This window comes from Vibrio sagamiensis NBRC 104589 (genome assembly GCF_007990935.1).
Classification (GTDB): Bacteria; Pseudomonadota; Gammaproteobacteria; order Enterobacterales; family Vibrionaceae; genus Vibrio; species Vibrio sagamiensis.
Genome location: NZ_BJXJ01000015.1, coordinates 94315 through 108984 on the forward strand (window position 1 = coordinate 94315; position 14670 = coordinate 108984).

The following is a 14670-nucleotide window of genomic DNA, read 5'->3' on the forward strand; positions in this document are numbered from 1 at the left end:
TAGCAGAGCAACTTAGTGAACTCTGCTTTTGCCGTCTATGCTTTGACTAATGGTGAGCGTTACCATAACGAAGTGATGTAAATAAACCACTCTGAAGTTAAAAGGTTCAGTTTTGGCCATCATCCAATCACTGAGTTATCCAAAGGAGAAGCATTAAATGGACATAAAAAGAACGTTTTTTAACCAACCGGTAGCCATGCTGTGTTACGTGTTGCTGCCTGCAGGAGCAGCATTGGCAACCGCTCCCCAACGAGATACCGATACTAACTCTCAACAATTCTTCTCTCAGCAACACTTAGTTCGAGCTAATGATGCAGAAGCCGCTACCTTAGATCCTGCAAAAGCGGAAGGGATGCCTGAAATGCACATTATAAGAGACTTGTTTGAAGGCCTCGTCATCCAAGATCGTGACGGAAATATCATCCCAGGTGTTGCACAATCATGGCATACCGAAGATAACCAAGTTTTTACTTTTAATTTGCGCAAAGAGGCGAAATGGTCGAATGGTGATCCTATTACAGCACAAGACTTTGTGTATTCACTGAGGCGAGCGGTTGATCCTAAAACGGCCTCTCCCAATGTATGGTATCTGAGAATCACCAAGATAAAGAACCTTGCAGAGGTAGCGGATGGAAAAAAGCCATTGGAAGCGTTGGGTATGACTGCCTTGGATAAGCATACCATTCGCTTTGAGTTAGAAGAAAAAGTGCCTTATTTCGTTGCCATGACCGCCCATACTTCTATGATGCCAGTACATAAAGCAACCGTAGAAAACCGTGATAAGCCTTGGAACGATCCTCAGCAGTTTGTTGGCAATGGGGCATTCACATTAGCAAAATGGGTGGTTAATGAGCGCTTAGAGCTTACCAAGAACCCTAATTATTGGGATCAGGTCGATACTCGTTTGAATCAAGTGACGTACATTCCGTTTGAAAACCAAAATGCTTCTATTCATCGTTATGCTGCAGGCGAAGTAGACCTAACTTCTGATATTCCGCCTCACATGGCACAAAAACTACAGCAAGATTACCCTCAGGCTTATACCAGTGTGCCGTTATTATGTACTTACTATTATGCTTTTAATACCACTCGTCCTCCTTTTGACGATGAGCGAGTGAGAAAAGCCGTCTCTTATTCTATTATGCGTGATGTGATCACCGATGGAGTCACACAAGTTGGTCACCTACCTGCTTATACCTTCGCTCATCAGTTTACCGCTGGATTTCATGCTTCACAGCCAACATACAGCCAATGGACTCAACAACAGCGCAATCAACATGCACAAGCGTTACTAAAGCAAGCGGGTTATTCTAAAGAAAATCCATTGACCTTTTCTTTGCTGTATAACACCAGTGAGTCCAATAAATCGATTGCTGTTGCTATTGCATCAATGCTGAAAAAAAACTTGGGCGCTAAAGTTGAGCTAGAAAACCAAGAATGGAAATCGTATTTGGTGTCGCGTAGGCAAGGTAACTTTGATGTTATGCGAGCATCTTGGTGCGGGGATTACAATGAAGCCTCGACTTTCCTCAGTTTACTTCGCTCAGAGTCGACGGGGAATTTTGCCCGTTATCAGAGCAAAGAATACGACGCTGTTATGCATCAAGCGCTATCCGCGACAGAGCAGAACAAGAGAGAAAGCTATTACGATCAAGCAGAGCAGCTACTCGCCAAAGATATGCCGATCGCACCCATCTATTACTATATGCAAGCACGCTTAGTGCGTCCCAATGTTGGAGGTTTTGCCAAAAATAATGTCGAAGGGCGGATTTACTCCAAAGATCTCTACATAGTGCCTCAATAGTTCAGAGTACTTTTTTCGCTAAATTCCTTACCCATCACTATACCCAAGCACCTTGTGGTTACTTGGGTATAGTAACCACTTACTTTGGCTCTGAGCTTTCTGGTATGGGTTTGCTTTCCATTTTGGTGGTTTAACGAAGCGAACCTTGACAGTGATTATTGCCGCTCACTTAATACAGCAACCAGTCCTATGATATCTTATTTATCAGCTTGTGTATTATCAGCTTGTGCACTGACCAGTTCGGCGATTCTGTTGCCAAGGTAATGAGCAGTGGCAAGATCTGAATGATGCAACTTACCGTTATTATTTTGTGCGACAATGCCGGCTTGAGTTCCTAAACGATTGAGGCCTTGTTCTCCGCTATTGCTCGGGATACCCAAGCTGACCCATAACATGCCGTGTTGGCTAGAAAGCGTTTGTAGGTATTGCAAAGTCATTGATTGATCGCCATTTAAAGAACCACCACAGGTGAATCCCGCAGCTAATTTATTGGTCCATTTTTGTTTAGACCAAGTTCCGCTTGATGCATCAGCAAAGGCCTTAAACTGTGCAGCGACGCCTCCCATGTAAGTTGGAGAACCGAAAATAATCGCAGCGCAATCGGCTAACTGCTGCATCAGCTCTGGGTGATTGAACCGGCCCTCAATGATCTCTGAACCTTGAATTTGATGAGAAAGCACACTGTGCTCACCATGTTGAACAATGCCGCTTTCAATTGAGCGTGCTAACTTTGCGGTCGCTTGAGTTTTAGAAAAATAAATGATGGCAATCTTAGACACAATCGTTCCCTTTCGAGGTAAAAATAGAAGTAATGACCATAGGCTAAAACCTCTACTTAAGTTGAGGTCAAATAAAAAAGCTGAAAAAGTTTTGTATCGAGTTCACAGAGCCAGACCTTCAATTGATATTTTGAAGGTATTGTTGTTAGCTTAATATGTACTTAAGTTATGCAATATGACTACCCGGTAAGGTGAACGTATGGAAGAAGATGAAAAGGCCATCATGGTTCTGTTTGCGATTGTTGGTTTTGTTCTGCTCTGGATTTTTTTAGAAGAATTGGGTTATATGGAGCAACTGCTTTATCAAGGCTAAACCCGAGACTCAACTCGACGACTTGAATCTCAGGGTTTCTCCTCTAAATAGAGGCTTAATTAGATTATGGTGTTGTCGTGTTCTTGAATTTATACCAGCTCTCAGGATCTGTTTTTTTGCTCTGACTCCATCGATTCACGCATTTTATATTTCTGCAACTTGCCTGTGACGGTGAGCGGAAACTCATCGACAAAACGGATCAGAGATGGGACTTTAAAATGTGCAATTCTTTCAGAGAGATAATTTTTTATATCTTGTTCGGAAATTTCATAGCCCTGCGCGACTTTTACCCAAGCGCAAACCCTTTCACCATAATAGTCATCAGTCACTCCAAAAATGGCAACATCTTCAATAGCATCAAGGCCGTGTAAAATGTCTTCAATGTCTCGAGGGAAAATGTTTTCTCCCCCTCTAATAATTAAGTCTTTAGAACGTCCTACAATACTTAAATACCCATCATCATCCATTATCGCTAAGTCACCAGAATGCAGCCAACCTTCAGAGTCTATCGTCGTTAATGTCTTCTCTTCATCATTCCAGTAACCTGGCATGACACAATACCCTCTAGTACATAGCTCTCCAATGGTATTTCTTTCTACGGTATTACCGCTCAGGTCAATGACTTTAACTTCGGTATGCCGTAATACTTTACCGACAGTTGATAGTCTTTTTTCAATTGGATCCTCAAAACCTAACATACAGCTCAATGGGCTCGTCTCAGTTTGTCCATAAGCAATCAATAAAGCATCCATATGCATTTTTTCTTGTACTGCAATGATTAATTCTTCTGGGCAGGTAGCGCCTGCTATTGCACCTGTTCTGAGTGTCGTAAGATTAAATGTATCTAACTCTGAATGTCTTAATTGTGCGATAAACATAGTCGGTACGCCATGCAATATCGTGCAGCGTTCAGCGTCAACGGTTTTAAGAGTCGCTAGCGGGTCAAAACTTTCACCACAAAGAACAGCACAAGCACCTGACACAAGGCAAGTGAGGTTACCCCCTACCATACCAAAGCAGTGATACAATGGGACAGGTATACATAGCTTATCTGTTTCATCCATTCTTAACTTCTCTGCAATTGAGAAGGCATTATTGGTAATATTAAAGTGTGTCAGTGTTGCACCTTTGGGGGAGCCTGTCGTCCCAGAGGTAAACTGGATATTGATGGGCTGATCACTTCGGAGTGAGTGGCAGATAGCCCTGACATTTTCTATCAATGACTTATCTTGTAAAAAAAGATCATTAAATGAGTGAAAGCCCTTTTCTTTTTGTTCATCAATAAGAACCAAAGACTTCAGAGAAGGTAACTTAGATGACTCAATATGGACATTATCTTGTTCACCAATATGTGGTATAAGCTGCTTGAGAATATCTATATAATTCGAGCTTTTAAATGCCCGTGTCATGATTAACGTAGAACAACTGACTTTTTTTAATGCATATTCAAGTTCTAACGATTTATAAGCTGGATTGATACAAACCAGGATCGCACCAATTTTAGCTGTTGCGTACTGTGTAATTGTCCATTCAATACAATTTTGTGACCAAATACCAACTCTATCGCCTTGTTTTACTCCAATCTTGAGCAAACCACTGGCTAGTTGGTCTGCTTGAGCATTGAGTTCTTGATACGATATTCTTTGGCCTTGATGAGCGGAAACCAGAGCCTCTCTATCGGGGAAAAGTGTTGCTTGCTTTTCTAGTAAAGAGCCGATAGTAAGCTCGGAAAGCGACCCTGAGAAATCACCTTTTGTATAACTTAATCCTTTATCTAACAACATAATTTATTCTCAAAACTCAATATTAAAAATAAATTATGGCTCCGTATAAATAATTTGAAGTATTTATTTAACGATGGGGGTAGCAATAATGAACCTCCTAAAAAATAACTTCAGTAATAACTTCCTTTAGTGAGGTTAATAAGACACTAAATGCTACCTCATGGTGATTAATGATTCTGAACTTTGCCATTTTTTAAATCACTGAGGACTTTTGCTTTAGGTCCATCGGCAATGATGCTGCCTTTATCCATCACGATGACTCGGTCAACAACGTCGAGCATCGATGTCTTGTGTGTAATTAAGATCAAGGTTTCTGTTGGTTTAAGCTGAGCGAGTTGATGCTTGATGTGGATCTCGGATCGATTGTCCATTGCACTGGTGGGCTCATCTAAAAGCAAAACAGGTGGATGGCCAAGGAAAGCCCGTGCAATAGTGACGGCTTGGCGTTGTCCTCCGGATAACATATTGCCACCTTCTCCGACTTGACGCTCAAGTCCTGCAGGATCAGATTGAGTAAAAGCAGTAACGCCCGCCCGATTCGCTGCCTCTAATACATCACGGTCATCGACAAGCTGTTGACCCAAAGTAATATTATCTCGTACTGAGCCAAAAAATAGGGTTGAGTCTTGTGGCACACAGCCAATATTACGTCGCACGTCTACATGATGCAGTTGATCTATGTCGGTGTCATCAATCCGAACATGGCCTTCGGTTGGTTTATAAAGCCCCATTATCAAGCGTTCTAAGGTGGTTTTGCCTGAACCAATTCGGCCGATGATGGCAACTTTCTCTCCAGGGTTAATGATCAGACTTAAATCTCGAATTGAGGCGATGGGGGCATCTGGATAATGAAAGGTTACACGGTCAATTTCAATCTTGCCTTGCACGACTGGGCGATGCACGTAGCGTTTACCTACTTCTTGCTCATCAGGCATAGACATCACTTGATTGATAATGGTCATTGAAGATTTTGCTTGGTTATATCGAGTGGAAATTAAAGAAAGTTGAACCATTGGTCCAATGGCTCTTCCGCTTAGCATGGTTGCAGCGATTAAGCCACCCATAGTTAATTCACCCTCAGCGATCAGATAAACACCCAGGATGATCATACCTACACTGCAGCTTTGTTGTACAAACCCTGCGGCATTTTGAATGCTGTCTGTAATTTTATGACTTTTAATGTTCCAAGTAGCCATATGGGCAACAGCTTCTTCCCAGCGATATTGGAATTGACTCTGCGCACTGAGCATTTTTACGGTTTCTAATCCGGCCAAGCTTTCGACGAGGTTGGCGTATTTTTGCGATGCCAAGCGTGAGCCTTCCTCGATAGATTGGCGCAATGGACGTTGGATGATCAGCGAGTGAATAATCAGGAGGATGACACCGATCAAGGGCACGTACACCAAATCACCAGCCATTAACCAAATAACGAGTAAAAACAGCAGAGCAAACGGAAGATCAATCAGGGCACTTAACGTCGCTGAAGTAAAGAACTCTCGTATTGATTCAAACTCTTGTAAGTGGCGAGCAAAGGCGCCGACAGACGGTGGCTTTGATTCAAGCCGAATTCCTAGCACTTTACTGAATAACTTTGAGGAAATAAGAATGTCTGATTTTTTCCCTGCCACATCAATAAAATAATTACGTAGTGATTTGAGTAAAAAATCGAATAAGAAAATGATGAAGATCCCGCTGGATAATACCCACAGCGTTTCAAAGGCGAGATTGGGAACCACTTTGTCGTAAACTAAGCGGGTAAACATTGGAGTGGCAATAGCAAAAATATTGATCAAAAAAGAAGCAATAAAGACATCGCGATAAATGCGTTTCGACTGCCATAATGTTGACCAAAACCAGTGTCCTTGTTGCGTTTCTAGTACTTCCGGTGAACGTTCATCGTATTGAAATTGTTTTTTGATCAGAAAATAATGGCCAGTATATTGTTCTTTTAGTTCGGATAATGGCATAACGATCGGAACCATTCCGCTTTCTAAATTGGTGATTTCTGCTTCTAACTTTTCAAGATTGATACTATTGATAACGCAAGCCTCGCCTTCTTTAAGGATAAGAATAGCGGGCAAAACTAAGCTTGAAATCGCGTCTAAATCCGCTTGGTTTTCTTTGGCGATTAAGCCTGCTCTTTCTGCTGCTCGGGGAAAGAGAAAGGGAGTTAATTTTCCGTTTGATAGTGGTAAACCGTTTATCAATGCTTCAGGTGAATTGGCTAAACCGAAGTAACGACTAACGTATATAAGCGAGTTCAGTAAGGGGTCTTTCATCCTTGATCTACCTCGTTTTTATTCTTTGTCGACAATAAAACCTTGGAATATTTCAACAAAGTGGTCTGTTAGGAAATCCAATTGAACCTGAGTTTCGACCCTTGATGCAATGGTCGTCACTCCTAAGTTATGGGCAGTACGAGAAATGGAAGTTAAGGTGAACTTTTGTTTCTCATCATGTAGGTTATGAGTAAATAAGTAATCCAGTTTGACGTAGTTAGGACGGAATTCTTGAATGTATTCGAGTGATTGGAAGTTGCGACCGTAGTTATCAACCCCAAATATTGCCCCTGATTTGCGAATGGCTTGACACAGCAGGGCTGTATGATGGGGGTGATCAATAAAACAAGACTCTGGCAGCTCGAAATGCAGCATTGAAGCAATTTTGTTGTTTTTTTCTAGCACTTGCGCGATCCAACGAATGAATGCTGGCTCAGAGATACTGCTTTGTGCAATATTGATCGCTATAGGTCCCTCTAACTGGCCATTCTTTAACCTCTGGATCATCGATTTAATTACATATTGATCAAATATATTTGTTGCTTTGAGTTGCTCCAATGCAAACAAGTATTGGTTTGCACGAAATGTTTCTCCTTGTTTTTCTATGCTGGAGAAAACCTCTCTATGATATATCTTGCCCCAAACATTTTTCGCGGACTGGAAGCGGAACTGGATCCAATCACTATGAATCGCTTCTTCTACAAGTGATTTCCATTGTTGTTTACCCATTAAGTGTGAGCTTGCATCACTTCCGATGAAACCATAGCTTTGTTCAGGGTGAGTTTTCGCTTGAGATAGTGCATTGTCTACTATTGCTAACAGTTCTGAGCGAGCTTTTGGTTTTTTGCTAAAAGCAACGCCAAGAAAAGCTTTAGGTTTCGTTAAACCTGTTGGGTCAGTATTGAGTCCATTTACGCAACTTACAATACTGTTGGCAATAAGGCGTAGCTCACTCTCGTCAGTGTGGGGGAACAGTAAACCAAACTCATCGCTTGATAGACGTGCAATCGTTGCTCTTGATATATCAATGGTGTTTTTGATTCGTTCAGATAGTTCTTTTACATGAGCATCGGCACGTTGGTAGTCCTTGGTATCATAAATGTCACCAATGTATTCTGCATAAAGTAAAGCGATGCCCCCTTCGGTCTCTTCTGCCAACCATTGATCGATTTGATTAATGTATAAAAAGCGATTACCTAGTTTGGAAACTGGATCGAGGTAAGCTTGAGCACGCAAGCGCTGTGCTTCTTTCGCTTGTTCTTTAAATGAGAGTTCAATTTGAGCAGACATAGAATTGATGCCATCCACTACCGAAATAAGATCTTTTGTTTTAGGGCGAACCAGCGGATAACCAAATTGATTATTGCTGATATCCCGCATCTTTCTCTCAATGGCTTTCAAAGGCTTCAACGAGCGACGAAGAACATATGAAATAGCGATTAAACCAATTAAAAAGACAGCTGAAAAAGCCGTTAATAAGTGGACTAGGGCTTGCCATAACTGTTTATACGCTGCACCAGGATGACTGATGATCTCGACTTCTGCGAGCTGTAACCAGCCACTGGTGACCGTGCGTTTATCATGGATTGCTTTGAATAAATTAAGATCGATAAACCATTGGGGGACGTGACTGGGTTTAATTGGATAAGTACGTAGGATTTGATAATCAGAATCAAGGGCTGTAAGACGGACAATGGAGTAGGTACTGCCATCAAATAACGCATTGATCACTGACTCTACCGCTATCTTATCTTGTTCTTTTAAGTACGGTGCTAAAGCTAAACCAACAGTATTAATTGTATTATTAACTTCTGAACGTTGCTGCTGTTCTAAACTACTTCTTATTGTGTTGAGTTGGATGAGTAAAACCGAGATCATAAGGAGTAGAAATATGGTCACCATTCCCATCACAAGCTTTTTATAAAGAGTCATGCTTTTCACTCGTCAAAGTTAATTTTAGGTTTCTTAAGTTTCAGCTTACGCTGACGGGAGCGTAAGTCATTCCAAAGGCTCAAACGTGAAGACTTACCCGCTAACTGCCCAGAACTGACCGCAGATTTCATCAACCACAAGTTTTTACCATTGAAGCTGTAGATTGGTCTCAAGTCTTGACGTTTAGACGCTTGTACTATTTCATGTTTGAGATTGTCGAGGATCAAGGGTTCGGAACTGGGCGTTGGGTAGTAGGCTAAAACCATATGGAACTGATTGAGATGGATAGCCTTGACATAGACCAAACGCATTTTGGAATCCGAGATACCGAGTTCAAGCAATGAAAAATACTTAGCGATAGTAAAATCCTCACAGTCTCCAGCGCTACTACCTAAAAACTCCAATGGTGTGGCCCAATAATCTTTTTTCCCCCAAAGTTTGATGTCATCGACAAAGTGTAATTGGTTAAAAAAATGGTTCACCTCCGACAGCTTTTGGCGGTTGGTTTGAGGTTGAAGTCGATGTTGTTTTTCGCGCCAAGCTTGAACTCGCAGCCCTGCACGATCTCCGTAAACGGATGAAACTGCTTTTATCCATTGTTGCTCTTTGTTGTTGAGAGCACTGATTTGCAATGAAACACAAACAATAAAAACAAACAATGCCATCTTGGTCAGTGATAAAGAGTGCATAGTCGACTTACACCACAATTGTACTATTCAAAGTGTTCTCCAGTGTAAAAATTGTTTATTTATCCAAGGTGTGTTGTGCTTTTGTATGTATCCTCAGGTTTAAAAACAGTATTTTCATTAAATTGAGAGCAGGATCATCAACTTAATGGATAAGTAGAGTTTGTTGCTAACGGTTACTCATTTAGATGGCGATAAATCAAAGTCTCTACCTGATATAAAGACTCAACAGCGTTCAGCCAAAAATAAAAGTAAACAGACTCAGAGTATGCTTATTCTTTCAAAGCGTTGTTTTTTGTACCCAAGATAGGGTTGAGTAAGTATTCCAGTACCGTTCGTTTACCAGTAATGATATCGACAGATGCCATCATTCCAGGAATGATAGGTAAATCAGTACCTTGACCGAAGTTAGTTTTTTGGGTGCGAACACGAACGATGTAAAAGCTATTGCCTTCATCGTCTTGAGTCGTATCAGCACTAATATGCTCAAGTTCTCCCTCAAGCCCCCCATACTTGGTGAAATCGTAAGCCGTGAGTTTAACAATTGCTTGTAAATCAGGACGTAAGAAAGCGATATCTTTAGGAGATATCTTCGCTTCAATCAACAGAGAATCTTCGGTCGGGACAATTTCAACAATATCCATTCCTGGTTGAATAACACCTCCGACGGTATTCACATTTAACGTCTTGATCGTTCCTGTCACTGGAGACATTACAACAGTGCGATTCACACGATCCTCTAAGCCAACAGTTGACTCTACTAAAGATGACAATTGATCTTGAACGTTATTGAGCTTTTCTTGTTGCTCAGAGCGAAACTTTAGAACAACATCGATTCGATTGAGCATAGATTCACGGATAGCAGACTTGATAACTGGAGTTTTGAGTTCACTGGATGTCATTTCACGGCGGGTATCGTTGACCTGACGTTGTAGCTTGAGCAGTTCAATATGAGGAACAACGCCTTCATCTGCTAATGGTTTGGTAATTTCGAGTTCTTTTTTGGCAAACCGATAACTTTGGCGCAAATTATTTACGCGAGCTTGAATTTCGACTAAATCTTGTTGTTTTTGTTTTACTTGTTGATCAATAACGGATAATTTGTTTCTGAGATTATGCAAGTTCTCTCGGTATTCAGCTTTCTGGCGCTGGGTAAGTCTAGGTTGGTTTTCTTCTAAGTCGGTAGGAAAAATAAGCTTATTCTCGTGGAGAATCACACTTTTCTCCCAATTGCGGCTTTTAAAATTTCTGTTAACCTCTACGCTGTCAATTGATGCAGAAAGTTGAATAACTAATGCAGTTAAGTTTGCCACTTGCTGTTCTCGCTCTCGGAAATCTGAACGAAAGCGGGTGTCATCAATTAATAATAGCGGCTGACCTTTTGCGACTTGCTGCCCTTCTTTGACTAAAATCTCTTTGATTAAGCCACCTTCGAGATTTTGAACAATCTGGACCTGAGAAGAGGGAATGACTTTGCCTTGGCCAACGGTCACTTTGTCTATTTTGGCCCATGCGGCCCATATCACAGCAGCAATAAAAAATAAAATAATAACCCACAACATAGCTCGTGCACTGGTGGGCGTATTGAGTATTAAAGCGGCGGTTTTATCATCGACGAAATCCAGTTCATCGTGACTTAATTTATTGTATTTATCTCGGCTCATACTATTCCTTATCCAAAGGAGAGCTCTTGATACGATTTACTTCGAGTTGGTTTGTTCTGTCTTAGTTACGACTTTTAAATTGAGCTTTATCCAACTGATGTTTTTTTAACTTGTCGTATAAAGTTTTACGTGACAATTGTAATTCTAGTTGAACATCTTTAAGTCTGCCTCGATGTCGCTGAAGTGCGTCAAAAAGTAATCCATATTCAAAGTATTCTATACGCTGAGCCATGCTTTGAATGTCGGCACTGGTTTGTTGCCAATTTTCCCTATACAAAACATTAGGTTTAAGAGCTCTGAGTTCAGCAAATTGCCTTAATTGTTTGATGTTTTCTGACCACTCTCGATCGGTAAGATCTTGGATCTCATCAAGACTGATCTTTTGTGGTTGCAATTGATAGCGGCTAGTCGCATGACGGACAAAGTGCCGGTACAGTGGGCCAATATCCTCTTTACGCTCATCTAAAGTAGGCATACGGATAATCTTAGTGGTTTGCTCGATCGTTTTGGATACTTTGGTTGCAGAACCGAGAATACGGCTAATTTTGGGGTGAGCTAATAGGTATTGCCACTGTTCTAGTGCCATGTGTTCCATATTGTAAATATACAAGCTACATGCACACCGGTCATAGGGTAAATCATCAAGAAACTGATGCAGACGTTCTTGAGATTCACCTTGCCAATCTTCACTGGAAAGCGCGATGAGCTCTGCTTCTGGTGAAGAATGAATATCATGAGTGAATTGTGCTGCGAGTCTTTTTCCTGTTCCTGCTTCGCCCAGAAAAATAATAGACTGCTGAGCGGGAGTTCTGATCAATGCACGACGTATATCGACCATAACTTGACTGTGTCCAATCATCTTTGGTCCTACATGTGTCTGCATATCCAGTTCTTTTTTTAACCAGATATTTTCCTGTAGTAACTGTAGCTTATCATTCGCTTTGTATAAGGACTTGAGCAGATGCTCTGTTGAAAATGGCTTTTCGAGAAAATCGTAGGCGCCACTCTTCATCGTTTCAACTGCGGTTTTTACATCGCCGTATCCCGTTAAGACAATAAATTGGAAATGTTTATTTTGATTTAACACGGTTCGCATAAATTCTAATCCGTCCATAACCGGCATATGTATATCCGTGATGATTAAAGCAGGCTTGTCGATATCAATGACACGTAATGCTTCGACTGCATTGGGTAAACATGTCACATTGAGACCTTCAAGCAGCAAAGCCTGTGATACAGCATCGCGAATATGAGGCTCATCATCGATAAAAAATATCTGACTATGCATCGGAAGGGGTCTCCTGAGAATTTTGTTTGATGAGAGGCAGACGAATAATAAAGGTCATTCCGCCTAAGTGGAGGCCAGAACAAGCATTGGCAGAAGATGGCTGATTCTTATCACCTTGATAAGCGCTTAGTGTCCCTTGGTAGCTCTCCAAAATGCGTTTGGAAATGGTTAACCCTAAACCTAAGCCTTCTGGTTTAGTGGTAAAGAAAGGGTCAAAAATGCGCGATAAAGAAGCTTGATCCATGCCTGGTCCATTGTCAGATATATAAATATCGCACATGTGTTCATCACATCGAATGTTCATCGCAATACGTGGTTCTAAGCTGTCGCCGGTCATGGCCTGAGTTGCATTGTGAAGTATATTGATCAGTACTTGTTCCAGCTCAACATTGTGGATAGCGAGCAAAATTGGAGTCGGTATGCTTGGGATATCGACAGTGATACCTTGTTTCGTCAACTGAGTATTAAGAATACGACATGCATTACTCATGGCTTCTTGCAATACAGACACTTCATTGTGTGGGCTGCTTTCTGTTTTACGAGTGAATATTTTTAAGCGTGCGATGACCTCTGCAATCGTGCTATTAAGCTCGAGCATTTTATTGAGATTATCTGTGACTACTGGGTAACGCTTCATTGCCATCAAGCGCAATGAATTTTCGTTATAAGTTTTGAGCGCTGCTAAAGGCTGGTTGATTTCATGATTGATGTTGGCGGAAAGCTCGCCTAGTAACGCCAATTTAGCTGCCTGCGTCAGTTCTTGTTGTGTTTGCTTGAGTGCTTGTTGGCTTTGTTCATATTGCTCAATGGTGTGACGTAACTTGTTATTGGTTTGGCTGAGAAAATCAGTACGTTCTGTGACAATGCGTTCCAGGTTAATATTCAAATCAGCCAATCTGGCTTTATTCACCAGCATTTGAAACCAAGCCAGTGCAATAAGAGCAATCAATGTGTACAAAAGCAAAAAAGTAATGTCAATTTGAAGAATGGTTTTTAACACCTCTTTTTGATTAATTAAACTTATCACACGGTAATTGTTGTCAAACAACTCTGTGGTATAAGCGATATAGTCTGATGAAATAAGAAAGTGATTGCTTACTAACTTTTTGACGCCTGTATCCTTTGTTAGGTCACCCTTGTACTTAGGCAATGCTGCACCGTATTGCTGTGTCTGGGTCAGTTCTTTTTTCGCGGCTTCCGATAAAGGGAACAAAGCACGATAACGCCAATCCGCTAAATTGCTCATAAAGACGACATCATGGATACCTGCAATCAAAATATCCTCGTTCATTTTAGCAAGCCTTTGTTCTAATTGCTCTAAATTAACCTTTACAGTAATAACTCCAGCCACTTTATCATCGAGCCATAAAGGTGAAGAGAAGAAGTATCCACGTTTTTTTGAACGCACTCCAAGAGCGACATATTGAGCTTTTTGACCCTTTAATGCTTTTTGAAAATAGGGACGGAAGGCAAAATTAGACCCGATGAAAGTGTCATCTTGTTGATAGTTACTAGAAGCAATAACCAGTCCCGTTTGGTCATGAACGTAGATGGTATCGGCAAGGCTTTGTGCAAGCCAATCGGATAGCAGCAGATTCAGGTCTTTGGTTTTTGTTTCTGTTTGTAATGTAGCCAGCAGTCTAGGATCATGATTGAGTAAGTTCGGTATTTGCTCAAACTTCGCCAATTCATCATCGATTTCTTGGGCAACATGTGTTGCTTGCTGTTTGAGCTTTGTCTGCCAATGCTGGTATTGGTGCTGAGTAGCGAGTTGATGCGTAAAGAACAGACCGATAATGGCGATACAAGCCAAAGCCAGCAAAAAATGTTGAAGTGCTTTAGGGTTGAGTAGATTCACATTTATCTCGTTTTTTATGATTGTTATCAAATATCCAGACACGTATCCAAAGGTCGTATCGCTAAAGCGTATCTTGAGGTTACTTAGGTATAAGTAGAATAGTGACATATTTTGTTAACGAGGTGGTGATTTCGTTGTGATATTCAAGAGATCTTAAGGTGCCTTTACCATATTAAGGCTTTAAGCGATAAAACTTTAAAAATATCAAATAATATAAACTATTGATTATAATCAATAATTGAAATTCTAATTAATTTTACCTACCAATAGGTAGAAAAAGTTG

The 14670-nt window shown here is 41.0% G+C and carries 9 protein-coding genes; 1 reads left to right on the forward strand and 8 read right to left on the reverse strand.

Annotation, left to right across the window (positions count from 1 at the left end):
* Nucleotides 1–157: 157 nt before the first annotated feature.
* Nucleotides 158–1804, forward strand: a complete 1647-nt coding sequence (locus VSA01S_RS09355) for an ABC transporter substrate-binding protein (protein ID WP_039980844.1) — start codon at nucleotides 158–160, stop codon at nucleotides 1802–1804.
* Between the two features lie 197 nt (nucleotides 1805–2001).
* On the opposite strand, the gene VSA01S_RS09360 is transcribed toward VSA01S_RS09355, so the two are convergent.
* The 8 genes from VSA01S_RS09360 to VSA01S_RS09395 all read right to left on the reverse strand — a co-directional run bounded on the left by VSA01S_RS09360 (nucleotide 2002) and on the right by VSA01S_RS09395 (nucleotide 14387).
* Nucleotides 2002–2583, reverse strand: a complete 582-nt coding sequence (locus VSA01S_RS09360) for a flavodoxin family protein (RefSeq protein WP_039980841.1) — start codon at nucleotides 2581–2583, stop codon at nucleotides 2002–2004.
* A 414-nt stretch (nucleotides 2584–2997) separates the two neighbouring features.
* Nucleotides 2998–4680, reverse strand: a complete 1683-nt coding sequence (locus tag VSA01S_RS09365; protein WP_039980838.1) for an AMP-binding protein — start codon at nucleotides 4678–4680, stop codon at nucleotides 2998–3000.
* Nucleotides 4681–4847: 167 nt separating this feature from the next.
* Nucleotides 4848–6959, reverse strand: a complete 2112-nt coding sequence (locus VSA01S_RS09370; protein ID WP_039980836.1) for a type I secretion system permease/ATPase — start codon at nucleotides 6957–6959, stop codon at nucleotides 4848–4850.
* A gap of 18 nt (nucleotides 6960–6977) precedes the next feature.
* Nucleotides 6978–8891, reverse strand: a complete 1914-nt coding sequence (locus tag VSA01S_RS09375) for a bifunctional diguanylate cyclase/phosphodiesterase (protein ID WP_039980833.1) — start codon at nucleotides 8889–8891, stop codon at nucleotides 6978–6980.
* A 5-nt stretch (nucleotides 8892–8896) separates the two neighbouring features.
* Nucleotides 8897–9580 (reverse strand): transglutaminase-like cysteine peptidase, encoded by a 684-nt coding sequence (locus tag VSA01S_RS09380; RefSeq protein ID WP_050567330.1) that lies wholly within the window; start codon nucleotides 9578–9580, stop codon nucleotides 8897–8899.
* Between the two features lie 269 nt (nucleotides 9581–9849).
* Complete coding sequence (locus tag VSA01S_RS09385) at nucleotides 9850–11241, reverse strand: HlyD family type I secretion periplasmic adaptor subunit (protein ID WP_039980831.1); 1392 nt, start codon at nucleotides 11239–11241, stop codon at nucleotides 9850–9852.
* A 61-nt stretch (nucleotides 11242–11302) separates the two neighbouring features.
* The gene (locus VSA01S_RS09390; protein ID WP_039980829.1) at nucleotides 11303–12529 is read right to left on the reverse strand and encodes a sigma-54-dependent transcriptional regulator; all 1227 of its coding nucleotides are present in this window, start codon (nucleotides 12527–12529) and stop codon (nucleotides 11303–11305) included.
* Nucleotides 12522–14387: a sensor histidine kinase gene (locus tag VSA01S_RS09395; RefSeq protein WP_050567329.1), complete on the reverse strand. Its 1866-nt coding sequence runs from the start codon at nucleotides 14385–14387 to the stop codon at nucleotides 12522–12524. Before VSA01S_RS09395 ends, VSA01S_RS09390 begins: the two co-directional genes overlap by 8 nt.
* Nucleotides 14388–14670 lie beyond the last annotated feature (283 nt).